This is a genomic window from Hyphomonas sp. NPDC076881 (assembly GCF_050269995.1).
GTDB lineage: Bacteria > Pseudomonadota > Alphaproteobacteria > Caulobacterales > Hyphomonadaceae > Hyphomonas.
In genome coordinates this window covers 78,964-102,786 of sequence record NZ_JBNNJJ010000001.1, presented here as the reverse complement: position 1 = coordinate 102,786, position 23,823 = coordinate 78,964, and the positions used below count along the sequence as shown (strand labels likewise).

Below are 23,823 nucleotides of genomic sequence, written 5' to 3'. Positions count from 1 at the left end.
CGCTCCTCCGGGAGGGCATTGACCGCAGAGTCCGTATTCCCTGCGCAGAAGCGCGGTGCCCAGCGATAGAGCCGCGCCACCTTCGTGTTGCCCCCGTCTCGTTGATCAAGATGAGGCTCGGCCTGTCGGTCTACCTAGAAGTTGCCACTTTTGGTTCTGTTTTCGCTTTGAGCGGCTCCTCTCAATTGCGCTCGTATACGGCACAAGCAAATCGGACGAGGAACTGTTCCGATCCGGATTTTTGTGCATCGCCATATTTGCTGAAGAGTGCCTTTATCTCCGATTTGAGCGCGTCTCGCTGGTTAGCATCAAGTTTTGCGACCATCCAAAGCTCGTGCTGCTTGTTCCCGGCCGGAGTAGCATCTTTATAAACCTTCTCGACTCGCCACCGCGTACCATCGAAAAAAAATCGTTCGGCAACAGGAGGATCGTGGCGTTCGATGCTTTGCATTAACGCTAGAGAGAGTTCGCGGCTTACGGTCTGGTGGCGAGCGACGTCGGTCACGACGAACTCGCGAGCCATGGGCATATAGAGTTTCTGGGGCCTTCCGCCACGTTTACGTTCCGACTGAACAGCCAATATCCCGGCTTTGTCGAGCCTTCGAACATATCGCCATGTTCGTCCTAGATCGTCGCCCAAGGCCTCTGCGATCTCTATGACAGGGCGTGCTTCCGTTCCAACGGCGTCGAGTATTTCGATCGTTCTCCGACAGCTCAGTAGGCGTACTGCGGCGGGCGATAGCGATGCACAGCTACTTTGCGATTCGTATTGCATGCAAAGTAGATAGCACCGATCAAACGCAAAGTCTGAAACTGAGGAACCTGTTCCATGAGCCTACGCTACTTTGCTTACCTGTGCCCCTTTATCCTCGCCGCGTGTGTTCAGCCAGGCTCGATCTCGTCGGGTGTTGCTATTCCACCAGCGAGCCTTCAACAGTCCAACGCCATTTTTAGCGAACTTCGCGAAACGCTGGAGCGCGAAGATTTTTCCGGCGTGGCGGCAATCGCAGAGGACGGAGAACTCTTCTTTGTTTCGGCCCACGGCCTGCAGGATCGGGAACGAGGGATTCCGAACACTGTCGATACAAGGTTCGCGCTAGCATCGACCGCGAAGGTGATCACGGCCATCGCCGTCATGCAGCTAGTCGAGCGAGGGGAAGTAGAACTCGATGAGCCGATTGGGCGTTTTCTTCCAGACTATCCAAACACCTTGGTTCGAGAGCGAGTGACGGTCAGGCATCTCATACATATGCGGTCCGGCCTTGGAGACATCTTCGACCTGGAACACGATCCGAGTACGAATCCACTCGCAAATCACGCGGACTATGTCCGGCTCTTCGAATCCGAACCCTTGGCCTTCGTGCCCGGCGAAGACTTCGCTTACAGCAATGCCGGTTACATCCTGTTGGGCCGTATTATCGAAATAGCGAGCGGTCAGGACTTTTACGCCTATGTGGCCGATAACATCTTCCAACCGGCAGGCATGAGGGAAACGGGATATGACGATGAGGGTAGGCCAGGGCCCAGAATGGCCGTGGGTTATCGCGCCGAGGGCTTTGATGGCATTCCCGAACGAGTGGAGGAGATAGAAGGCCGCTCGCTTGTTCCGAGCGCGAGCCCGCTTGGCGGACGCGGAACGGCAGCCGGAGGCGGATATTCTACTGTGAATGACTTTGCCAAACTCGACCAAGCGCTCCGCACGAACAGCCTGATTTCAGAGCAATCCTTTTCAGTGATCTTCGGCGATGGATTTGTACGCGGAGAGAGAAATGCTGGCATAGCTGGCGGTGCCCCGGGACTGAGCTTAGCCAAACCAACCCACCCAAGGGCGGGTTTGGAAAGGCGCTGTGCATCAGGGGGCGGTGTGCAACGGAAACCGTCATGAATATTGACTGGCTTGAGGATTATTTGGCCTTGATCGAAGCGGGCGGTTTCGCCCGTGCGGCCGAGCGGCGGGCGATGACCCAGCCAACTTTCAGCCGCCGCATTCGCGCGCTGGAAGACTGGGTTGGCGTGACGCTGATCGACAGGGGCACGCATACCATGCGGCTGACCCCGGCAGGGGAGAGCTTCAAGAGCGTTGCCGAGCAGGCGACCCGGCGGCTGCAACTGGGCCGCGAGCAGGCGCGCGCGGTCGGCAAGGCGTCCTCTGAGACGCTCCGCTTTGCCGCGACACATGCGCTGTCCCTCACCTTCTTTCCAAACTGGTTGCGCCAGCTGGAGAAGGACGAGCCAGCGACGGTGACCGTCGAGTTGACGGCGGATCATATGGTGGCGTGCGAGCGGCTTATGATCGAGGGGCGCGCTCAGTTCCTGCTGTGTCACCATCATGGCGCTGTGCCGACACGGTTTGGCAAGGATTTCCGCTCGGTGCTGCTGGGGCGCGATGTGTTGTTGCCGGTGATATCGCCGCAATTGGCGGCGGAAACTGCGCCGGAAAAGGCGCCTCAACTGGCGCTTTCGCCAGAGTCCGGGATGGGGCGGATTCTGGCGGCAGCCTGGACTATGAGCGGGCGCGCGCCGCCCTCCATGCCGGTGTTCACATCCCATCTGGCCAGTGTACTGACCGCGATGGCACGGAACGGACGCGGCGTTGCGTGGACAGCGCTCAGCCTTGTGAAAGAGGATATCGAAACGGGAACGCTTTTGCGGGCGGGCGCGCCGGAGCAGGACGTGCCCATCGAGATCCGGCTATGGCGGCCGGCGGCCCGCCAGTCTCCTGCCGCGGAGACGCTCTGGTCCAAAATTCTGAAAAGCCGGAAGTCTGACTCTCCCGCCTGACGCTTCAGGCAGGGTCCGGTGCTTCTGCGGTTGGCGCGAGTGCCCTGAGCGCCTCCATGTCCCGCACAGCCCAGGCGCCCTGTGATTTCGAGATCAGGTTGCGGCGCTTCAGAAGCGATATCTCCTTCTGCACAGTCTGGCGCGTGAGGCCGAGGAAGCTGGACAGCTCAGCAATGGTTATCGGTATATCAATAGCGCGCTGGCTGCCGATCTGGGGCGTTTCGCTCATCTCGGCCAGATTGTGAAGCACCAGCGCAACCCGTTGGGCGACTGTTGTTTCCGTCTGCTTTTCGCGGAAGGCGAACATCGAGCTTAAACCTGCTGCAAACTTGCGACAAAGCGCTTCGGGAATGGAGGGATGGGTGCGGTAAAGCTCGTCAAAATCGTCCTGCTTCAGGAAGCCTATACGGGCAGGGCTGGCGGCGACGGTGGTGTGGTGGTGCGGGCGGCGGGCAACCATCGGCGATTCCCCGAAACTGTTGCCGCGAATGTAGATCATCAGCAGGGATCTTTCCCCATCCGGCCGATCTGCCAGCAGTTTAACGAAGCCGGACTGGATCTGGTACATGCCGTCTGCGGGCTGACCGCTTTCCTTGATGGTCTCCCCGGTCTCGATATCACGATAAACGAACCGCTCACGGATGGCTGCCCGCGCTGGGGCGGGGAGTTCATTTATCCAGTTAAGCTGACCTGCAATATGCATGGCGTCCTCCTGAGTACGATCTGACTCGGGGAGGCGGCGATGGCAAACCCCCTTCGGCATATCCGGACAGAACGCTTTTTATCCAAAAATGTAAAATCCTTGCCACGTGAAAGACGGTTCCATGTCTTAAGCCGACCAAGATGGCGGGCAACACGCCGTATGAAACGTATTGGGAGGAGTACCCTATGAAATCACTTTCGATCCGCCTTGCGGCGGGCGCCTGTTCCCTTGGCGTGCTGGCATTCTGCGCCGCCACGGCCCAGGCGCAGGAGAGCGCAGGACAGGCCGGCGGGGAAACGGCTGCGACATCCGAAGAGATACAGGAGAGCGCCAGAACGCTGGGAACGGTGACCGTGACCGCGCAGCGCAGAAGCGAAAGCCTGCAGGACGTTCCGGTCATGATTACCGTTTTCGGAGCCGATGAGATCGCCGCCGCGCGAATCCAGCAGATTGATGACATCGTCACGCGCACGCCGGGCCTCAGCTTTGATGCGTTTCCCGCCTCTCAACCGCGCCTTTACATTCGCGGCATCGGCTCTGGCGACCGCGGCGCCTCGGGGGATCCGAGCTCGGCCGTATTCCTGGACGAAGTGTATCTGGGCAGGCCATCAGCGGTTGCCTTTGATGCGTTCGATGTCGAGCGGATCGAGGTTCTCAAGGGGCCGCAGGGCACCCTTTATGGGCGAAATGTTGTGGGCGGCGCGATCAATGTGATCTCGAAGAGGCCGATGCGCGACAGCTTCGGAGCCGGAGCGAACGCAACAGTCGGCAATTACGGCAGGCTGGACGGGGCGGGCTTCCTGAACGTACCTCTGGCTGGAAACACTGGCGCCGTGCGGATGAGCGGCTCCTATCGCTCCAATGACGGCTACGTGGAAAACCCTTTCCTGGGCCGGGATGTTGATGATCAGGAGACGATCAGCGGCCGTTTGCAATATTACGCAGAGCCGACCGACAGCCTACGGATCCATTTCACCCTGGATGGGACACGGGACCGGGCTGCAGGCACTGCGAACCATGTTCTGGAGCTCGACGAAACCAATCCGCTGTCGAACTTCTACACACAGAATTTCGATCCGGATGTAACCTATGGGTCTGATCCGGGCTTCTTGGAGCGGGACACCTGGGGGGCGCGTGGAGAAGTTGCCTATGACTTCAGTTTTGCAACGCTGACAGCGCTGGTTTCCTACCGTGATCTCGACTATGGCTTTGGCTACGACTTTGACGGCGGTAATCCGGATCCTTCCTCGCCAGGCTTTAATGCCATCAATATCAGCGGCGGAAACGAGGAAACGGCAGAGCTTTCCAGCCAGGAGCTCCGGTTGTCATCACTTCCCGACAGCCCGGTTACATGGGTTGTGGGCCTGTATCGCTACAATCAGAATGTGCTGCGGACCGATAGCCTGTTTCTGAATGCGGCCATGATTGCGCCCATTGAACTGTTCGATGCGTTCGTGGCTGATGCCGAACTCAACAGCCATGCCGTGTTTGGCGATGTGTCTGTTCCGGTTACGGACAAGCTGACGGTGTTTGGCGGGCTGCGCTATTCGAAAGACGAGAAGACGCAGCGTGTGTTCAATACAGACAGCAATGTGCCGTTGCGGGCGGATGAACTGTTTGATGCGACAGCTTCTGCTGATTTCGATGATCTGACCTACCGTGCGGGTCTGGAGTACCAGCTGACATCGGACCATATGGCCTATGCCAGCGTATCGCGCGGTTTCAAGAGTGGTGGGTTCAACAGCGAGCCGTCAGATGCCGCTGCTGCCGTTACGCCTTTCGATCCGGAAGTGGCGGTGCAATATGAGATCGGGCATAAAAGCCTGTTCCTTGACGGCGCGATGATCTGGAACAATTCGCTGTTCTATGTCGATTATTCCGATCTTCAGACGACCCAGACGGACAATGGAGTCCGCATTATCACCAATGCCGGCGAGGCGCATATCCAGGGTTATGAAACCCAGCTTCAGCTTAACCCCTCCTCTAATTTCAATATGGCTATGGCCTATGCTTATACTGATGCCGTGTTTGACGAGTTTGTGGAAGATGGCGTGGATTATTCGGGAAACCGGATTTCCCGTTCGCCCAAGCACAAGGTGACCGTGTCGCCTTCCTACACACTGACGCTGGCGAATGGGCCGGATCTGATTTTCGCAGTCGATTATCAGTACACCAGCAAGATTTTCGACGATAACAGCAACCAGCCTCCCGAACTTCGGGACGCGACGAGCTTTGTGGATGCGCGGGTCGTGCTCGAAGGGCTCGGCAACGGGATGAGTGTATCGCTCTGGGGTAAAAACCTCACAGACGAGCGGACACGGACGTTCCAGGGCGGTTTTCTCGGGGCCAACTTCGGTGCGTTCAATCCTCCCCGCACCTATGGTGTTACCCTCTCCTGGGACTACTGACCTCCAGCGGGAGGCGCCTGGCGCGCCTCCCGTTTCTTTCGGATGAATTCAGGTTTGATATGAGTGAAGAACTGACACTGCCCATTAAACTGCTTGTGCCCTGCGGGTCTTTGGGCGCTGGAGTGCGTGAAGACGAAGTTGAGTACGGACTGTCCCGGGGCGCACATGCGATTGCCACCGATGCCGGCTCCACGGACAGTGGGGCAGCCTATCTCGCCACCGGAAAATCAAAAAACAGCCGCGGCGCCGTGAAGCGGGATCTGATGATCCTCATGAAAGCGCATGCGCGCACGGGTATCCCTGTCATCATTGGGACATCCGGTCAGGCAGGCGGCGACCTGAATGTCGATTGGACGCGGGAGATCCTGCTTGAAATCGTCGCTGAACTGGGTATTTCGCCCAGGATCGCGCTGCTTTACAGCGAGCAGGCACGCGACAGTATCAAGACGTTCAACGCCGCTGGCCGTATCCGGCCGCTGCCCCCTCTTGGGGCGTTGGACGACGAGACAGTAGATGCGTGCGACCATATTGTAGCTCTGATGGGTGTGGAGCCTTACATTGCGGCGTTGGAGCAGGGGGCGGATGTTATCCTGGGCGGGCGCTCGACCGATCCGGCCGTGCTCGCGAGCTTCCCCATTTGGAAAGGCGCTGGCTGGGGGGCTTCCTGGCATGCGGGAAAAGTGGGCGAGTGCGGCGCGCAGTGTACGGAGAAGCGAGATTCTGCCGGTGTGCTGCTGAGCATCGGCATGGACGGTTTTGATGTCGAACCTCTGGCGCGGGACAATTACTGCGCACGCGAGGGGGTTTCGGCCCATATGCTGTACGAAAACACAGATCCCTACATCCTGACTGAGCCCGGTGGGCAGCTGGACGTAACACAGGTGACATATGAGGAGCTTGACGACAGGCGCAGCGTGCGCGTGACCGGAGCTGTATGGAAGCCGCGTCCCTACACGATGAAACTGGAAGGCGCCGGTGGAGGCAAATTCCAGACGATCATGCTCGTGGGGATTCAAGACCCGGACGTATTGCGGGATGTATCCGGATTTCACGACCGCTTCCTCGAGGCGCTATACCTGCGCGCACGGCAGACACTGCCGCCAGAAGAGCACGACGATTTCCACATTTCAATCCGGATGTATGGCTGGAACGCGGTAGATGGCAGACCTGTGCCGGCAGGCACGCCGGCGCCGCGGGAACTGGGTGTGTTGTTCATCGCGACAGCGCGCACGCAGGAGATTGCCAATGCCATTACCCATGCCTGCAACCCGTATTTCTTCCATTACCCCGCCGTGATGGACAAGGAATTGCCCAGCTACGGCTTTGCCTTCTCCCCTGCAGATGTGCCGCGCGGACAGGTCTACGAGTTCAAGCTGAACCATGTTGTCGAGGTCAGCGATCCTCTCGAACTGGTGCGAACAAAATGGGTAAACTTGTGATCGTGTGCGGAATAAACTTAAGGAAGGGGAAAGCATAATGGCCAGGCTCGGTGAAGTTTCCCGGCATGTGCGCTCGAAGCAGGCCGGCCCGTTCTGGGTCACGATTGATATCTGGTTCGATGGGCCGGGCAGTTTTGAACGTTATAGCGCGAGCCCGGCACTGTCACCGGAAGTATTTGGCCACCTTTTTGGCACGAACCCGGCGCTCGTGAAGCATATTCCGGTGCCTGACCTCAATCTTGTGAAAATTTCCTATCCCCGGGCAACGCCGCAAGGCGGCATGGTTGAGCGTGATATGCATTCTGGGCAACAATATGTGCGTCTTCTGGATATTGAGCTCGATTAGCCCATCCCGCATAGCTGTTCAGTCATAACCGTCAGATGCCAGACAGAAAGTACTCCAGTATGAATGCGACAGCCCGACCAACTCAGATGTCCTGCTCAGATGCCGAGTGGAGGGTCCGCTGTGATCTGGCCGCTGCTTATCGGCTTGTCGCAATGTTCGGATGGGATGATCTGGTCTTCACGCACATCTCTGCGCGTGTTCCGGGCCCGGAACACCACTTTCTGATCAATCCATATGGCTGGCTATTTGAGGAAATCACGGCCTCGTCGCTCGTCAAGGTGGATCTTGATGGCCAGAAGATCGGAGAGTCCGATGCCTGGGTTAATCCGGCGGGCTTTACGATTCACTCTGCCGTTCATGAGGCGCGCGAGGACGCCAATTGCGTGCTGCATCTTCACACTGTGGATGGCGTGGCGGTATCCTGCCAGGAAGAGGGTTTGCTGCCAGTCAACCAGACGGCCATGCTGCTGAATGGCCAGCTATCCTATCACGATTATGAAGGCGTTGCGCTTGATCACGATGAACGTCCGCGCCTTGTGGCGGATCTGGGCAGCAGCAATGCGATGATCCTGCGAAATCACGGCACGATGTCTGTTGGCCACTCTGTCGCGGCAGCCTTCTCCATCATGTATTTTCTGGAGCGCGCCTGCTCGATCCAGATCGCAGCGCAGGCTGGCGGAAAGCTCCGTATACCTCACGATGAGGTGCAATCGGTTGTTGAGGCGCAATCGAAAAGCATGTCGCAAGTCGCAGACATGCTTGTCTGGCCAGCCTTGCTGCGCCGCCTCAACCGGATCAATCCCGGCTTTGATTCATAAGTGATCTCCTTCCGCTCGGCGGGATAACGATATCCTCAGAATAAGCGTTTCAGGATCGGAAGAAGAATGTCTGCCCCCTCGAAGAAAAGTTTCCGGTTGCCGTTACATCAGCTGTTGGCCTATTGCAGCCTGACGATCCCGATCACGGCGGTTGGCATGCCGGTGACCACCTACCTTCCGCCCCTCTATGCCGGGCAGGGAGGCCTGGGACTGGCCACGATCGGCTTTATCTTCATGATTGCCCGGATATGGGACGTCGTCACTGATCCGATTGTGGGCGTCCTGGTGGATCGGTTTCAGTGGCGCCATGGCCGCCGGAAGTTCTGGATCGCGCTCAGCGTGCCTCTGTTGTGTATAACCGCATTCTTTCTGTTCATGCCAGCAAGGGGAGAGCCTGCCAGCGCCTGGGCGCTGCTATTTCAGCTTCTGGTGCTTTATACCGGATGGACATTTCTACAGACCACGCATCAGGCTTGGGGCGCTGATCTGACCCCGGATTATGACGAGCGGTCGAAACTTTTTGGCTACCGGGAGATGATGAGCGCAGGCGGCACTCTATTAATCCTCTCCCTGCCGGCGCTACTGGGTAGCTGGTTCTCGTTCGACGAATATGGCGAAGTGGCTTCCATGGGCTGGTTCCTTGCGCTGGTCCTCCCGCTGACGATCCTGGTTGCTTTCGCGCTCGTTCCGGACAAGTCGATCACACCGGTCATCCTCCATCGCCCGAAGATGACGCTCTCGCAGATTCTGTCCGGCATGAAGGAACGGGCGATCTGGCGGATACTCGCGGTGGAAATCTGCGTAGGCATTGGCGTAGGCATCACGGCGTCCACTTTCCTGTTTGTCGCGCGGGGCGTCATCGGCATGGAGAGCGGGGCGAGCAGTATCCTGCTCATCTTTTTCATCTTCTCCATCATCGGCATTCCGCTCTGGCTATGGGTCAGTAAGCGGCTGGAGAAGCATACAGCGCTGCAGATCGTCTGCCTTTACTCGCTGGTGTGCAACCTTATTCTGATCCCCGCACTCATGTGGGGTAATCTCTGGCTGTTCATTGCCTTGGTGGCACTTCTCGGCCTCAGCTTCGGCGCCCCGCAGGCCTTGCTCCGGGCCATGATCGCCGATCAGGTGGATCGCGAGGAAGTCCGTACCGATATCAACAAGGCTGGTTTCTATTTTGCCTTCATGGGCACGTCTTATAAGATCGGCCAGGCCACTGCCATCGGGGTCAGCTTCCTGCTGCTCGCGCTGATCGGGTTCAACCCGGAAATGCCTGAAAACCCTGATCACAGAATGGGGCTGATCTTGGTCTTCACGCTTGTGCCAGTGGTAATCTTTGCGCTGTGCATTCTGATCTGCCGGAACTACCCTCTTACGCGCGAAGCCCATGCCAAGGACCGGGAAACATTGCGCGCGCGGGCGGCGCTGAAGCACGGCGAAGCAGAGGCGCCCGTCGCGGCCGGATGAGCTGAGGCCCGGGGTAATTAGCATTCTGCCGGGAAGATGATCACCTCAAAAGGCACGACGATTATTCCTGCTTGTTCATGCGCAGCCATTCCCGAAGTGGCTGCAGCAGGGCGATTGCGCGCGGGAAGGTTGTTGCGCCAACGCCGTCACGCATTTCCATGAGGAAGGGCCGAATGGCGGCCAGCGCTGTGCTGTGGGCCTTCAGGCCTTCTTCCGTGATTGATACCAGCCGGCTTCTTCTATCTTCCTTGTTAGGCTCAACGAGCAAGTAGTGCTTCTTCTTGAGCTTCTCGACACTGTCGCCCACGCTGGCCTTACTGAGCGACAAGTGGTCCGCAAGCTGATTGATGCTTGTGCGCAGTCCGGGCCTTCTGAAGAAGAACTGCAGAATGGCGAACTGAGCAATGCTCAGGTCGAGTGGAACATCTGCGCTGAACCGCGCCGCAACATGGTTCTGGATGACGTTCATGTCCGCCAGCAGTTTGAAGGCATCCTCAATCTCTAACAAAGTTTCATGAACCATCGTGTTGTCTCCCGTTGCTATTAGTAAGGGTCCTTACTAATAATTTGCACTGCAGCAAACGCTGTTTAAGCTCACCCAAAGGAAGTCAACGTGACAGGTTACAAATGCACAATATCCATATTGGCCGTTTCCTTGATCTGGCCTTGCTGGGGCCACTCCCAGGCGGCGGCCGAAGATGGAATTTCCGGTTTCGTTGTGGGTGGCGCAGCCTCCCGGCCTGATTATGAGGGCTCCTCAGATCCCGAAACAGTGCCTCTCTTTGCGGCCGAGGTGAATTACAAGTCCCTCAGCCTACGGGCATTTGGCGATGATATTGAGCTGGACATTTCTCCTTATGAATCTCTGGAATTCGGACCAATTGCATCCTTCCGCAGCGGTCGCGGCGATGACGTTGAAAATGTCACAGTCGGTAGCCTGAGGCAGATTGATGATGCCCTGGAAGCCGGCGTCTTTGGCAAGCTCACATATCAGAGCGTATTTACGCTGAGAGATCAGCTTTCCTTTGGCGCAGAGTTTCTCGCGGATGCGTCCGGCACGCATGACGGCTATGTCGCAACATTCGGTGTGGGCTATGACCGGCAAATGACAGACAGGTTCGGCATCGGACTAGATATCAAAAGCCGTTATGCAAGCGAAGATTATATGGACACGTATTTCAGTATTGATGCGGACAATGCTCTGCGCTCAGGCTTGCCACTCTATCAAGCGGGTAGCGGCATCAAGGATGTCGATTTTCAGATTTCGGCTGAATACATGCTGACCCAGAACTGGGGTATCGTTGGTATAGCGAGCCACAAGTATCTTCTGGGGGACGCAGCCGACAGCCCGGTCGTCGCGATGGGGGGCGATGAAGCCCAGCAACGTTTCGGAGTTGGCTTGCGGTTCAAGTTTTGAATCTGTTGCCGGAACAAGACGGCCAGTTCGAACTGGCCGTTTTGTGCTGCTCTGCCTTATCGCCCATCCGTTACAATACAGGCGGCCGGGGGGCTTTTCCCGTCAATCACTTCCGCCGCACACAGCGCAGCAATCATGTTGGTGCGCGCCAGCGCTTCGTGCGTGGAAGCGCCGGCATGCGGCGCGGCAATCACATCATGCCGGGCGATCAGGGCGTCGGTCACAAGCTGTTTTGAAGGATCGCTTTCGCTCTCGTAGACATCCAGCCCCGCGCCAAGGATCTGCCCGCTTTCCAAAGCCGCCAGCAGCGCGGTATCGTCTACCAGCCCGCCGCGGGCCGTATTGATGAGCACGGCGGAAGACTTCATCCTGCTAAATGCTCCGGCATTAAACATATGCCGCGTCTCAGGCGTGAGGGGGGCGTGTACGGAGATATAGTCGGCCTCCTTCAGCAGGGTTTCAAAGTCGACATGGCGCAGGCCGAATGTTTCCACGTCTTCCTGGGCGAGGCGCGGGGCGCAGACCAGGATTTCGGCTTCAAATCCGCTGAGGCGTTTGGCAAGGCTGCGCCCGATGCGGCCGAATCCGACAATACCGACCTTGCGCCTGTAGAGTTCCGTCCCGACAAGGATGTTCCACTTGCCAGCATTCATCGCGCGCTGGGCTTCCTGGAAGCGGCGGCCGATCGAGATCATCATGCCGATCACCTGATCCGCCACCGAGGCGTCATTCCCACCCGCAGCGATGGCCACAACCCGGCCAAACTCTTTGGCGGCCTGCACATCAACCTTTTCATAGCCCACCCCGCGGCGTGAAATGACGGCCAGATCGGGAAGTGCGTGAAATACCTCGCGGGTGATGCGGGCATGTCCCACAATCCAGCCGCCGGCCGCGGCCAGCAGGGTGCGGATGTCCTCCACATCCAGATCGCCTTCGCCTTTGCCATCGGGCAGGGACGCGATGACCACCTCAATGTTCCGGTCCTGAAGAAAGGCGATGGCTGCGTCGTCAAAGAATTTTTGAGTGACGACCACCTTCCGGGGAGGCTTGCTCATGTCTATTGTCCTTGAATATCTTCAGGCCAGCCAGGCGCGCGCGCCCAGATAGCGGGATTGGAATGCTTCGATCTCGTTGCGCCACTGAAGCGTCATGCCGACCGCGTCGAGCCCCTTCAGGAGCATGAACTTTCGCCGTTCGCTGATTGCGAAGCCGGCTGTGTCATTTCGAGAGTCTATCGTCTGGGCCTCCAGATCAATCGTGATATCATCGCCCTTCATGGCATGGTATGTTAGCATACGGATGGCCTTGTCTTCTGCTTCGATGGCAAGCAGGCCGTTGCGGGCGCAATTGTCAAAAAATATTCCCGCAAAAGAAGGCGCGATGATTGCCCTGATCCCGAATTGCCGGAGGCCCCACACCGCATGTTCGCGCGATGACCCACAGCCGAAATTGGCACCTGTAACCAGAAACGCCGCGTTCTTCCACGGCACCTGATTCAGCACGAATTCCGGCCGGTGCGCCCCCTCATCATCAAACCTCAGATCATGAAACAGCCCCTTATCCAGACCGCTCCGGTCGATGCCCTTCAGGAACGTCTTGGGCATGATCACATCGGTATCAATATTGGCGGCGGGCAGGGCGGCAATAATCCCCGAGACACGTGCGAACGGCTCAATAGGCATCGTTGATCTCCAGTTGGCGCACATCGCAAAGATGGCCGGATACCGCCGCCGCTGCCACCATCGCGGGGCTCATCAGATGCGTCCGGCTACCCGCGCCCTGGCGCCCTTCGAAATTCCGGTTGGTGCTCGACGCGCAGCGCTTGCCCGGTGCAATCACGTCATCATTCATCGCAAGGCACATGGAGCATCCCGGCTCGCGCCATTCAAAGCCTGCCTCGCGGAAAATCCGGTCAAGCCCTTCGGCTTCGGCCATGCGCCGGACCTCCCTTGATCCGGGTACGGCAATTGCACTGACGCCAGCAGCTACTTTGCGTCCCTTCAATACCGATGCGGCGGCACGCAGGTCTTCCAACCGTGCATTCGTGCACGAACCGATGAAAGCGTGATCAATCCGGATATCCGCCAGCAGCATGCCGGCCGTCAGTCCCATATAGCCGAGTGCGCGCTCGGCATCCTTGCGCCGGGCGGGGCTCGCTTCCAGAGCGGGGTCGGGAATGAAATCTGAAATCGGCGCTGCCTGATCGGGGCTCGTGCCCCAGGTCACCATTGGTTCGATGTCACGGGTGTCAATCTCCACACGCGCATCAAACACGGCGCCGGCATCTGTGCCCAGCGTGCGCCAGTATTCAAGCGCCGCTTCGAACTGATCCCCTTTGGGCGCGCGGGGTTTACCTGCAAGATAGGCGAACGTCTTTTCATCCGGCGCAATCAGCGCGCCCCGCGCCCCGCATTCAACCGCCATATTGCAGACCGTCATTCGGCCTTCGATCGACAGACCACTGATCGCTGGGCCGGTAAACTCCACCGCATGCCCCTGTGCCCCATCAGCCCCAATCTTGCGGATAACGGCCATAATCAGGTCCTTCGCGGTCACCCCTGGCGGCAGATCACCGCTCACAGCGATCTCCATATTCCGCAGCCGCCGGTAAACCAGTGTCTGGGTCGCCAGGAAATGTTCAATGTCCGATGTGCCGATCCCGAATCCCAGCGCGCCGAAGGCGCCATAGGTTGTCGTATGGCTGTCGCCGGCCGCGATCACGAGACCAGGCAACGCCAGGCCAAGCTCGGGCATCACGACATGCTCGATACCCTGCTGACGATGATAAAGGTCGAAAAGCTCAATGCCGAAGTCCCGGCAGTTCCTGACGAAATATGCCATCTGAATATCGTCAGCCTGCACTTGCGGCGACGTAATCTTCTCTGGCCGAGTGGAATTGACATGGTCAATCACCCCGAGCGCCGACGCAGGGCGGAAAACAGGGCGCCCCGCCTCGCGCAGACCGGTGAAAGCCTGAGGGCTCGTATATTCGTTGAGCACGGTGCGATCAACATACAGCAACACTTCGCGCCCTTCAGCGTCCAGTGATCGTACAGTGTGGCTATCGACCAGTTTGTCGTACAGGGTTCTGAAGGCCGCCATGAAGTCTCAGGAGTAAATGCGTTTCAGGCCGCACGTGTAGCAGGGAGAAATCCCGTCGTGTCGTGCAAAAACTGCATGATTTCATGCTTGATCCTGCGCCCGTCGCGGCGGCCGGGGCGGCGGTCTGCCAAATATTCCTCCGGGGTACCACAGTCAGGACTTGACTTATGATCGGGAAAAGAACATTAAGAGAACATTAACGCAGGGAGTTGGGAAGGTGGCACCGATGATGGATTATCCGGGTATTTCTGAAGAGTTTCGTTCTTGGATCCGGGCCGGCATTACGCGCAACGCCAAATGGCTTCTGGTGTTTTCCGACATGGTGGACTTTGTGGACTTCTGCGACTTCTGTGAGGATGATGCGGCGCTTGAGCTGGAAATCGCGGCAGATGAAGCGCATGGCGATGAGGTGCGGCTGGTGGGTGTCTACAAGCTCTGCGGCACTGAAGAAGAGATCATCGACCGCGTCCGCGGCAAATGGGCGGTGGCCTGAAGCGGGAGGCTGCTTGGGCCGGGTCCTCGCCCGTGTTGCTGGTTTGAGAGAGAAGGGCGGCCGCGCCAGCGGCCTCTCCGGCTTGACTGCCGTTAAGTCATGTCTCTGAACAGCGGCTCAAATTGATCGCAGCCAAACAGGGCCCTTGCACATGAAACCTCCCGCCTGGCGCCAGGACCGCGCCGTCTATCCTTTCTCCTGTGCCATCCAGACCCGCTATACGGATGAAGATAGCCTCGGCCATATCAACAACATTTCTGTCGCTGCTTATTATGATGAGGCGCGGTCGAGATTTTCCCGCCATGTCTTCGCAAAGGTCGATCCGGCCGAAATGACCCGCATCGTCACCGCTGACAGCCGCGTCACCTATCTCGCTGAAGTTTTCCACAAGGATGGAGTGGAGGTCTGCACAGGCATCCTCCGCATCGGGACAGCGTCCTACGAGATCGGCCAGGCGATGTATCAGGATGGCCGCTGCGTCGGTATCTGCACAACCATCTTCGTTCAGGCGACCCCCGCTGGCTCAAGCCCCCTGTCAGCAAGCCTGAAAGCCGTATTGCAGGACATGATCATCCACGCCCCGCCCGTGCTTGCCGGGGGCGCGCCGGTTTAGCAGCGCCGAGGGCCGTTTTTCATCGCGTCTTCGCCAGCGCCTGCAGCACGAGCTTCTGCGTCAGCCGCTCCTTCCAACTGGCTGGCGCCGCCAGTGACAGGCGCTCAAGGTGAGGCCGGAAGGCGGCCTCCGCCGGTTTGCCAGGTCCAGCGAGCAAGGCGCCCAGAATGAACCCGGCCCGCTTCGCCCCCGTCGCCGTCTGCACGCTCAGATAGGCCAGTGCCGGGGCAATTTCGCGTTCAACCTCCGTCAGTTCGGTTCCAAACGGATAGGCCGGCAAATCGGCGGCGTGAGGCGCCAGCGCGCGGCGGATGCTCTCCGGGGTATTGGCGCGCCAGGCGGCGGGCACGGTGAAATCCGCCGGCAGTTTCTTCGCGGCGATGGCGTCGCGCACAAGGCCGTCGATGAAGCGCGCGTCGGTAATCGCCAGCATGGCGCGCACGCATTCTTCGTCCGTCTTCCCGCGCAAATCGGCCACGCCATATTCCGTTATGATGATGTCGCGCAGATGGCGCGGCACAGTCGTGTGGCCGTAAGACCAGACGATGTTTGACTCCACCTTGCCGCCCGCCTCGCGCACGGCCTTCACAAGGATGATCGAGCGGGCGTCTTCCAACTCATGCGCCTGTGCCACAAAATTATATTGTCCGCCTACGCCGCTTACCACGCGCCCGTCTTCCAGTGCGTCGGAGATCACGGCGCCCAGGCAGGTCGCCTTCATGGCAATGTTGATGAAGCGCGCATGGGCGCGCTCGCGCCGCCGGGCGGCTTCATTGCCATAGAGCGCGTTCACATCCGCCACGCTCGTCATATTGATGGCGGCCAGCAGGTCCGGTCCCGCCTCACGCAGGGTCTGATAAAAACTCTGCGGGCCAAGATAGAACCCGCCATCAATCGTCGCCGCGCTGCCCTCGCGGGGGCGGCGCGTGAACACGCCGGCGCGCAGCAGTTCCAGCATGCCTTGTGTGAACATCTCCGTGCAGCCATAGAGGCCGTGCTCAAATGCGCCGTCGCCGCCTTCCTCCACTGGCCCGCCAGGGCCAGGCAGGGCGCCGAGGGCCGCATTGAAAGCTGCTGTTTTCAAATGCCGTAGACGGACGGATTGTGCCGCCCCGTCGCCCAGAGATCCGATGCCGATCTGCAGGGTTCCGCCATCCTTCACCAGCCGCGCCGCGCGCAGGCCGATAGCGTGGCTCAGCAAGTCCACCTGCGCGGCAGGCAGGCCCGCCAGATCATACCCGCCGCCATCCAACAACATGTCAAACTCGCTGGCGGGCACCTCGGCATCATTGGTCATGAAAGGCAAGCGGTCATTGATTTCGCCAACCACCACAAAGCTCTCCCGGCCCGCCTGGCGCTGAAGCTCGGGGATGAGGTCGAGCGTAATGTCGGTATTGCAGGAGAGGCTGTAGCGCCCGTCCTGCGCCGCGATCATCTGGCCGATCACATTCACCCGCGCCGAAACGATGCGCCGCATCGCATGGGTGTAGTTGACGCTGTTGTAATGGCGTTGAGCATACGCATTGTTGAGCAGGGTGCCGGTCGCCAGGAAAAACTCCTCCACCTGCACATTCGGGGGCAGGGCGCCCCGCGCCCGGTCCACGGCGTAGGTCAGGTCCGGATAGTCACCGAACAACCGCTCGACCACCGGCCCGCCAAATTGCACCGGCAGTCCTGCGCCCAGCTTCGGCCGCACCAGCGTCAGCGCCGTAAAGATTGTCAGCTTCACCGAAGGGTCAGCCTTGGCAAAGTCATAGAGCGCATTGGTCAGGCTATTCGCCTTGCCGAGGCCAAGGGGCAGGGCCAGGCGCACATCCTTGCCCACCCGGTCGATCACCTCCCGCGCGCAGGCTTCTGGCGAAGTGTGCCGGGCGGGCAGGGTGGTCTCTGGATGAAGGGGCGTCCCCGTCATGAATAAGTCTCCGATCTGTCCCGGCGGGTGCCGGGTTGGCCAGGGGCGTCGTGCACGTGTCCGAAACTGTCCGAAAGTGTCCGGATTTGTCCATCTGGTGTCACAGCCTGCCTGCCAAATGCCCGAAACAGCCTCGGATTGCCGCTGGGTGACACCTTCCAAACGCCTTCCAGCCTGTGCCATGTCTCATCTGTGAAACCAAGGCGCTGCGGCCCTCAACCCCCGCTGCAGCCAGAGACAGGGGAGTGACATGGCAAAACTCAAGACACGTCTGACCGAAATGTTCGGCGTCGAAACACCGATCTGCATGGGCGGCATGACCGGCGTGGGCTACGGCGAACTCGTGGCCGCTGTTGCAAATGCAGGCGCACTCGGCTTCATCACGGCTCATATGTTCAAGTCCGGCGAAGAACTCCTCGCCGAGATCGAGAAAACCAAGAAGCTCACCGACAAGCCTTTCGGCGTAAACCTCACGCTGCTGCCCTCGATCAACCCGATCCCCTATGACGAATACCGCGAAGCGATCATCCATAGCGGCATCAAGATCGTCGAAACGGCTGGTCGCGCGCCCACCGACCACCTGCCGCGCTTCAAGGAAAACGGCGTTAAGGTGATCCATAAGTGCACCTCGGTTCGCCACGCGGTTTCTGCCGTAAACAAAGGCGTGGACGTCATCTCCATCGACGGTTTCGAGTGCGCCGGCCACCCTGGCGAGGATGATGTCGGCCTGATCGTTCTGCTGCCCGCGACCGTTGATGCGGTCGATGTTCCCGTCATCGCTTCGGGCGGTATGGCAGACGGCCGCGGTCTGGCGGCGGCCATTGTGCTGGGCGCAGACGGCGTCAACATGGGCACCCGCTTCTGCGCCACCGTGGAAGCCAAGATCCATGAAAATGTGAAGAAAAAGATCGTTGAGAACAACGAACTCGACACGGTTCTCGTTGGCCGCTCGCTGCGCAACACGGCCCGCGTCGCCAAGAACGACATCTCCGTTCAGGTTGCTGAAATCCAGAAGGATCCGGCCAAGACATTCGCGGACGTGAAGGAACTGATGGCCGGTGTCCGGGGCCGCGAAAACGTGCTGCGCGACGGCGACATGGACGGCGGTATCTGGACCACGGGTCAAAGCCAGGCGCTGATCCATGACATCCCGACCTGCCAGGAACTCGTCAGCAACATCATGAAGCAATACGAGCAGGCCCGCGCCCGCATCCTCTGATCGCGGCAAGGCATTGCAATTGGAAGAAAAGCCGGGCGTGCATCTCTGCCGCCCGGCTTTTTTTGTGTGCGCGTGAAAACGGCTTCAGTCGGTGGCCGCTGGCGTTTCCGGCGGATCCTTGAGAACCTTCAGGAGGCCTGCAGGGGAAAGCGTTTCAGGCTCGCCCTGGCCAGCCGGGCGGCGCACCACCACGCGCTCCACCGGCGGTGCTGGCCGCATCACCGGCCTCGCCGGATCATGGAACGGGTTGGCGTCATACATGCCGGCAAATGCCGGGTCTGTGAGATAGCTCGGCAGGCGCGCCAGTACGGGCGCATCGCCTGAAAGCTGCAGCAGCATCTCGTGATCGGCGAGATCCAGAAGCCTTTCGGCAGGACGGAAGCCGACAATCGCGGCCATGGATTCTGCCGCCAGCATGGTGTTGGCCCCGAAGCACTGTACGGCCCGGCAATTGTTCACCATCGTCTGCCAGTCATCGGGATAGAGGTTGCGAAGCTGGCTGGGGTCCTGCCAGAAACTCCAGGTCTGCAGGCCATAGCCCCGCATCAGCGTCACTGCCCGGCGCAGCGGCGTGAATGTTCCCAGCTGCGCGGCCTCGTCCAGCAGGAACAATGTGGATTTTTCCGGCCGCGCATTCCGCCGTGTGATCAGGGTCATCAGCGTATGCACCCACAGGCGCAGCAGCTTTCCGTGGCTGTCAAGCATATGCGGCGGCAATACCAGATAGATCGACAGCGGGTCGCCCCTCGTCACCGCGTCCAGCTCGAAACCGGTCGAAGCGAGGCTCTTTGTGATCGCGTCGCCTCGCGCCACCTCCACAATGGATTGTGCAAAGGAAAGGATACCGCCCAGCGTAGACACAGCGCCCAGCCGCAGCATCTGCCCGATCCGGACTGCCTCGGAATTGCGCGACCGCTCAAGCGCGCCCAGCACCGTCGTGGCACTGGAAAGCGTGGACGCCGGGTTCTCTGCCATCTGAGAGTAGATGCCCGCCTCGCCCATGGCCTGGGCCACAAGTTCACGGACAGTCCCGAGATGCCGGCGGGCTGGCGGCAGATCGGACACGACATGCAACATCACGCCAAGAACAAAGGTTGCTCCGCGTTCGGACCAATAGTCGCCGTCATTGGTGTTCCGTCCCATCCGGTTGTCGATCATCGTGGCGATGATGGCCATGGCATCGTCCACCAGCGTGGGCCCGGACGGGTCCAGCAGGTCCAGCGGGTTGATCGGCGTGGAGGGAAGGCCGGTCACGCCAATGGGGTCTACAATAGCCACCGTATGGCCAAGTTCTTTCCGGCGACGGGCGGTAATCAGGGCGTTTTCACCCTTCGGATCGATCACGATCAGTGGTCCGTCAAACCGCAGAAGCGCGGGGACGATACAGCCAACCCCTTTGCCCGCACCCGTCGGGGCAATGGTCATCAGATGCCCCTCCATCTCCATCAGGATCGGGTCAATGAACCCTGTGGCAGGCGTGCACTCCGGATCGCCGAAAGAAAAGCCGATCGGCGTTTTCTTGTGCTCAAGCTCCATCGACCAGCCGACGAGCAATCTGTTGCCGCCCAAATCTGACGGCAGTTCGAGTTTCGACTGAACAGGCACAAGATCCAACATAGTTCCCCCCAGGGTCAGATTCGGCTGACGATCATGGGTCCGAGGAGGCCTTCCTCCCGAACCGGCAATTCTGACAGCAGCACATCATCATCAATCATCTCCACAATACCGTGTGGAAAGACCGCCATTACAGCCCGGAACAGGCTGCCGCCATAAAGGACTGTGCCTGTATAGTGCGCCAGCGCTTTGGTCTCTTCTTCCGGCTCTGTCTCGATAAATGCGCTGAGATGAGCCTGGGCAGCGGCCTCAATGCCTTCGGGCAGCAGGCGCGCCTGCAACTCCTCCTGCGCCGCGACCGGCTGAAACCGCCCCTCGCTGGCATGCACCCAGTTCATGAACAGGTGCAGATAGTCCAGCCGCTGATGATGTGTTTCCAGAAGCGGCGGTAGATCCATGTTGAGTTCATGGATGACTGCGGACGTACCGTTGAGAAGGGCCATGCCATCTTCATGCACGATAACATTGATCAACCCCGGACGCCCGTAACCGGCGTGTCCTGCCATCTCGACCAAAACGGTGTCTTCATAGCAGGCGAGGTTGCGAACCCGCGCCCGGTCGATGCTCCAGTCGATGGCCAGGTTCTTGATGTCGCGTTCGTCTTCCAGCCATTCGCAGATGGCAATGATGGTGCTTAGGGCCATATCCCCGGAAAGATTGCGCCAGTTGCCGGGAATGATCGGCGGCGCGGTCCAGCCCTCATAGCGAGGCTGTGACAGCGCAAATCGGAGTTGTTCAATCTGTGTTGGCGTCATGTCTGGGCTTTATAGCAACCCGGATGGTCTTGCCTACCGGGAGATGAACGGCGCTGGAACGCGCAGACGCAGGCAAGCCCAAAGAGAAACGGGAGGGCCTCTTGACCCTCCCGATAGCTGTCTGCGGCTTACTTAGCGGCGGCGTAGAGGCTGTTCACCTCGTTCCAGTTCACAACCTCCCACCAGGACTTCAGATAATCGGCGCGGCGGTTCTGATATTGCAGATAGTAGGCGTGTTCCCATACATCGACCGCCAGCACGGGCGCGCCCTTCACGGCGGCAACATCCATCAGCGGATTGTCCTGATTGGGGGTGGAGGTGACCTTCAGCCCCTCATCGGTCACGACAAGCCACGCCCAGCCTGATCCGAATTGCCCCGTCGCGGCCTTGTTGAACTCCGCCTTGAAGGCGTCCATCGATCCGAAGGTCGCGTCGATGTCTGCCGCGAGTTCAGCAGACGGCGTGCCCCCCTGGCCGGCAGGCGCCATGAGCTTCCAGAACAGGCTGTGATTATAATGGCCGCCGCCATTGTTGCGGATGGCGGGGGAAAGCGTCGAGATCTTTGCCAGCAGCGCTTCCAGCGGCTCAGCAGCCAGCGCAGGTTCGGAGGCCAGCGCCGCATTGAGGTTGTTCACATAAGCGGCGTGGTGCTTGCCATGATGGATTTCCATGGTCTTCGCATCAACGGCGCCCTCCAGCGCGTCATAGGCATAAGGCAGATCGGGCAGGGTGTATGTGACAGCGGTAGCTGCTGTTTGCGAAGCGGCGGGCGCTGAAGGCTCGCTCGCGAGAGCCGTGGTGCCCATGCTGGTGCAGGCGACAGCCCCCAGGGCTGCGGTGGCGATGGCGAGTGTTCTCAACATGTGATCTTCTCCCTGATCTGAAAGCAGTTCGTGAAAATAATGCGGCGCAATCTATGCACCCTGCCCATATGGGGCACGCAGGCAGCGAGGTCACGGTTCAAATTACGAAACGTCAGCCTGTAGTCAGTCAACTGCCTCGGAAAATCGCGTTCGGGGCGCCATTGTTCCCACCTCACAGGATTGTGAAGCGGGCAGCCATTCCTCATGCGTCTGCCCACATTCTGATGAGGTTGGCTTCAGTCTTTGCCAGCGTCAGCAATTCCGCAGAGCCCGCCGGAAAGGCGCGCGCCAGACCCACTTTCAGATTTGCGATGTCAAACAGGATCGCGCGTTGGGCCGCGTCCCGGATCGCGCTCTGTATCCAGCTGACAAATACGTATCGCTCACCGGAGATCACCGGAGCGACGCGATGTAACTCCGTAGACGGATAGATAACCATGCTGCCCGCAGGCAGCTTCACTGACTCTGTCCTGAATACAGTCTCGATTTCAAGTTCGCCGCCCTCATAGGCTTCGGGGGGCGAAAGAAACAAGGTGAAGGAAAGGTCCGTGCGTATCCGTCCGTCGCCTTTGCCCATAACCGGATTGTCGATGTGCAGGCCGTAAGTGTCGCCGGCGCCGGTGCGGCTGATCAGGGGCGGCGCAAATTTCAGCGGGCGGGCATAGGCTTCCACCACCGGATGACGCTTAACGGTGTCCAGCAGCATGTCGCGCACTTTGGTGCCGGTCCGGCTGGTGAGGTCTGCCTGCTGGTTCTGCTTCACGCGGCGCGCAGTCGCCCCGGCGGTCTTGCGGCCATCCTCCCAGCGCAGCTCGGCAAGCGCCCTTGTAACCTCCGCCAGCACATCAGGGCTCAGTACGTTTTCAACGACAATCATCTCAGGCCTTCCGCGCCTCTGGTCTTGCGGCGCAGCTCCATTTGCTTTAACTGCAACTCATTCTCAATCATAAACAACATATGTGGAGCGCACGAATGAGCAAGTCGTACAGAGCCTGGACCGGTCTTGGCCTTGGCCTCGCCCTTATTTCTACCGGGCTTGGCGCCTGCGGAAAGGCCACGCCCCCTGCGGCGGATGCGCCCGAAGCGGCTTCCGAACAGTCTGCCGCAACGGCTCCGGCGCCCTCCTTTGAGGAAGCGGTCGAGGCTGTGGCCTCCGGCGGGGAAGGCGAAGGCGGCATTTCGCTCGATCAGGCCGCCACCGATCCAGTCATCTATGGGGCAGCTCTGGGCGTGACGGAAGCTCACGTCATCGCGGCGCGCGACGCCTTCGCGCTGGGCGAAAAGGACGCTGCCGCCGAGATGTTTGCGCACCCGGTCAGCGAAGTGCTGATCGAACTGGAAGACCTGTTCAAGGCGCGCGGCGTGACGCTGTTCGACAATCTGCTGCTGGAGGCCTCTCAAGCCGTGATGGCTGGCGAAAGCGCTGAGCAGATCAGCGCGCGCACCGATGCCATCATTGCGGCGCTGCGCGCAGCGGGCACCAAGGCGCCGGAATCTTCGCGCAGCCCGGTTTCCATCCGCGCTGCCATCGCGGCGGATCAGGCAGACCGCGCCGCTGCCATGTACCGCATCGCCAGAGAAGCGGGCACCTATGAGCCCTATCTGGACGGTTACGGCTTCTACAAAGCAGGCCTTTCCCTCTTCAAGGATCAGGAAGCCCAGATCACCGCCGCAAACCCGGCAGGCGCAGCAGCTCTGAACGAGGCTTTTGCCGAACTCGCCAAAGCCTATCCGGATGCGGGCCCTCAGGCTGAATTGAACGCGGATCTCTCGGCCATCACGGTCGCAGCCTCCAGCGCCGTGCTGGCCAACAGCCACTGACCGGCCCGCCCGGCGTCAGGATATGAATGAACAGGCCGGGCGCGTCCCGGCCTGT

General features: G+C 59.5%; 22 protein-coding genes and 1 pseudogene. 12 read left to right on the top strand and 11 right to left on the bottom strand.

Annotated features, from left to right (window positions below; genetic code table 11):
• Nucleotides 1-181: 181 nt before the first annotated feature.
• Nucleotides 182-640 (bottom strand): hypothetical protein, encoded by a 459-nt coding sequence (locus tag ACQKI2_RS00470; RefSeq protein ID WP_427377780.1) that lies wholly within the window; start codon nucleotides 638-640, stop codon nucleotides 182-184.
• A 189-nt stretch (nucleotides 641-829) separates the two neighbouring features.
• Here ACQKI2_RS00470 and ACQKI2_RS00465 point away from each other — a divergent pair, with 189 nt between their 5' ends.
• Both ACQKI2_RS00465 and ACQKI2_RS00460 read left to right on the top strand, forming a co-directional pair.
• A complete protein-coding gene (locus ACQKI2_RS00465) occupies nucleotides 830-1,885 on the top strand; it encodes a serine hydrolase domain-containing protein (RefSeq protein ID WP_427377779.1) in 1,056 nt (351 codons plus the stop codon).
• A complete protein-coding gene (locus ACQKI2_RS00460) occupies nucleotides 1,882-2,781 on the top strand; it encodes a LysR family transcriptional regulator (protein ID WP_427377778.1) in 900 nt (299 codons plus the stop codon). The genes ACQKI2_RS00465 and ACQKI2_RS00460 overlap by 4 nt, the downstream gene beginning before the upstream one ends.
• Before the next feature lie 4 nt (nucleotides 2,782-2,785).
• Here the strand turns inward: ACQKI2_RS00460 and ACQKI2_RS00455 are convergent, their stop codons facing one another.
• Entirely contained in the window at nucleotides 2,786-3,484 is a 699-nt protein-coding gene (locus tag ACQKI2_RS00455) for a Crp/Fnr family transcriptional regulator (protein ID WP_427377777.1), read from the bottom strand.
• A 185-nt stretch (nucleotides 3,485-3,669) separates the two neighbouring features.
• Between ACQKI2_RS00455 and ACQKI2_RS00450 the strand changes: the two genes are divergently transcribed.
• The 5 genes from ACQKI2_RS00450 (at nucleotide 3,670) to ACQKI2_RS00430 (ending at nucleotide 9,959) form a co-directional block, all read left to right on the top strand.
• A complete protein-coding gene (locus ACQKI2_RS00450) occupies nucleotides 3,670-5,892 on the top strand; it encodes a TonB-dependent receptor (protein ID WP_427377776.1) in 2,223 nt (740 codons plus the stop codon).
• A gap of 59 nt (nucleotides 5,893-5,951) precedes the next feature.
• Entirely contained in the window at nucleotides 5,952-7,331 is a 1,380-nt protein-coding gene (locus ACQKI2_RS00445) for an acyclic terpene utilization AtuA family protein (protein WP_427377775.1), read from the top strand.
• Nucleotides 7,332-7,368: 37 nt separating this feature from the next.
• Nucleotides 7,369-7,677: a DUF4387 domain-containing protein gene (locus ACQKI2_RS00440; protein WP_035595661.1), complete on the top strand. Its 309-nt coding sequence runs from the start codon at nucleotides 7,369-7,371 to the stop codon at nucleotides 7,675-7,677.
• Nucleotides 7,678-7,736: 59 nt separating this feature from the next.
• The gene (locus ACQKI2_RS00435) at nucleotides 7,737-8,495 is read left to right on the top strand and encodes a class II aldolase/adducin family protein (protein WP_427377774.1); all 759 of its coding nucleotides are present in this window, start codon (nucleotides 7,737-7,739) and stop codon (nucleotides 8,493-8,495) included.
• A 66-nt stretch (nucleotides 8,496-8,561) separates the two neighbouring features.
• A complete protein-coding gene (locus ACQKI2_RS00430; RefSeq protein WP_427377773.1) occupies nucleotides 8,562-9,959 on the top strand; it encodes an MFS transporter in 1,398 nt (465 codons plus the stop codon).
• Between the two features lie 61 nt (nucleotides 9,960-10,020).
• Here ACQKI2_RS00430 and ACQKI2_RS00425 read toward each other — a convergent pair whose 3' ends face one another.
• Entirely contained in the window at nucleotides 10,021-10,482 is a 462-nt protein-coding gene (locus tag ACQKI2_RS00425) for a MarR family winged helix-turn-helix transcriptional regulator (RefSeq protein ID WP_427377772.1), read from the bottom strand.
• Nucleotides 10,483-10,572: 90 nt separating this feature from the next.
• Here ACQKI2_RS00425 and ACQKI2_RS00420 point away from each other — a divergent pair, with 90 nt between their 5' ends.
• A complete protein-coding gene (locus ACQKI2_RS00420; protein ID WP_427377771.1) occupies nucleotides 10,573-11,376 on the top strand; it encodes a MipA/OmpV family protein in 804 nt (267 codons plus the stop codon).
• A gap of 56 nt (nucleotides 11,377-11,432) precedes the next feature.
• Here ACQKI2_RS00420 and ACQKI2_RS00415 read toward each other — a convergent pair whose 3' ends face one another.
• From ACQKI2_RS00415 to leuC, 3 genes are read right to left on the bottom strand one after another with little or no spacing between them, the layout of a single operon-like run.
• On the bottom strand, nucleotides 11,433-12,431 hold the full coding sequence (locus ACQKI2_RS00415) for a phosphoglycerate dehydrogenase (RefSeq protein ID WP_427377770.1): 999 nt from the start codon (nucleotides 12,429-12,431) through the stop codon (nucleotides 11,433-11,435).
• A 21-nt stretch (nucleotides 12,432-12,452) separates the two neighbouring features.
• On the bottom strand, nucleotides 12,453-13,058 hold the full coding sequence (gene leuD / locus ACQKI2_RS00410; RefSeq protein ID WP_427377769.1) for a 3-isopropylmalate dehydratase small subunit: 606 nt from the start codon (nucleotides 13,056-13,058) through the stop codon (nucleotides 12,453-12,455).
• Entirely contained in the window at nucleotides 13,048-14,478 is a 1,431-nt protein-coding gene (leuC, locus tag ACQKI2_RS00405; protein WP_427377768.1) for a 3-isopropylmalate dehydratase large subunit, read from the bottom strand. The genes leuD and leuC overlap by 11 nt, the downstream gene beginning before the upstream one ends.
• Nucleotides 14,479-14,695: 217 nt before the next feature.
• Between leuC and ACQKI2_RS00400 the strand changes: the two genes are divergently transcribed.
• Both ACQKI2_RS00400 and ACQKI2_RS00395 read left to right on the top strand, forming a co-directional pair.
• Nucleotides 14,696-14,971, top strand: a complete 276-nt coding sequence (locus ACQKI2_RS00400) for a hypothetical protein (RefSeq protein ID WP_427377767.1) — start codon at nucleotides 14,696-14,698, stop codon at nucleotides 14,969-14,971.
• Between the two features lie 151 nt (nucleotides 14,972-15,122).
• Entirely contained in the window at nucleotides 15,123-15,584 is a 462-nt protein-coding gene (locus ACQKI2_RS00395; RefSeq protein WP_427377766.1) for an acyl-CoA thioesterase, read from the top strand.
• Nucleotides 15,585-15,603: 19 nt separating this feature from the next.
• Here the strand turns inward: ACQKI2_RS00395 and ACQKI2_RS00390 are convergent, their stop codons facing one another.
• A complete protein-coding gene (locus tag ACQKI2_RS00390; RefSeq protein ID WP_427377765.1) occupies nucleotides 15,604-17,496 on the bottom strand; it encodes an acetyl-CoA hydrolase/transferase C-terminal domain-containing protein in 1,893 nt (630 codons plus the stop codon).
• A 226-nt stretch (nucleotides 17,497-17,722) separates the two neighbouring features.
• Here ACQKI2_RS00390 and ACQKI2_RS00385 point away from each other — a divergent pair.
• Nucleotides 17,723-18,715: pseudogene (locus ACQKI2_RS00385) on the top strand (NAD(P)H-dependent flavin oxidoreductase); the annotation flags it as partial.
• 84 nt (nucleotides 18,716-18,799) lie between these two features.
• On the opposite strand, the gene ACQKI2_RS00380 reads toward ACQKI2_RS00385, so the two are convergent.
• The 4 genes from ACQKI2_RS00380 to ACQKI2_RS00365 all read right to left on the bottom strand — a co-directional run bounded on the left by ACQKI2_RS00380 (nucleotide 18,800) and on the right by ACQKI2_RS00365 (nucleotide 22,824).
• Nucleotides 18,800-20,332, bottom strand: coding sequence for a type IV secretory system conjugative DNA transfer family protein (locus ACQKI2_RS00380; RefSeq protein ID WP_427377764.1), 1,533 nt, complete (start codon nucleotides 20,330-20,332; stop codon nucleotides 18,800-18,802).
• A 14-nt stretch (nucleotides 20,333-20,346) separates the two neighbouring features.
• Nucleotides 20,347-21,084: a hypothetical protein gene (locus ACQKI2_RS00375; RefSeq protein WP_427377763.1), complete on the bottom strand. Its 738-nt coding sequence runs from the start codon at nucleotides 21,082-21,084 to the stop codon at nucleotides 20,347-20,349.
• A gap of 128 nt (nucleotides 21,085-21,212) precedes the next feature.
• Nucleotides 21,213-21,947: a superoxide dismutase gene (locus ACQKI2_RS00370; RefSeq protein ID WP_427377762.1), complete on the bottom strand. Its 735-nt coding sequence runs from the start codon at nucleotides 21,945-21,947 to the stop codon at nucleotides 21,213-21,215.
• A 202-nt stretch (nucleotides 21,948-22,149) separates the two neighbouring features.
• Nucleotides 22,150-22,824 (bottom strand): Fe2+-dependent dioxygenase, encoded by a 675-nt coding sequence (locus ACQKI2_RS00365; protein WP_427377761.1) that lies wholly within the window; start codon nucleotides 22,822-22,824, stop codon nucleotides 22,150-22,152.
• A gap of 95 nt (nucleotides 22,825-22,919) precedes the next feature.
• On the opposite strand from ACQKI2_RS00365, the gene ACQKI2_RS00360 reads away from it, so the two are divergent.
• Nucleotides 22,920-23,768 (top strand): hypothetical protein, encoded by an 849-nt coding sequence (locus ACQKI2_RS00360; RefSeq protein WP_427377760.1) that lies wholly within the window; start codon nucleotides 22,920-22,922, stop codon nucleotides 23,766-23,768.
• The last annotated feature ends 55 nt before the right edge of the window (nucleotides 23,769-23,823 follow it).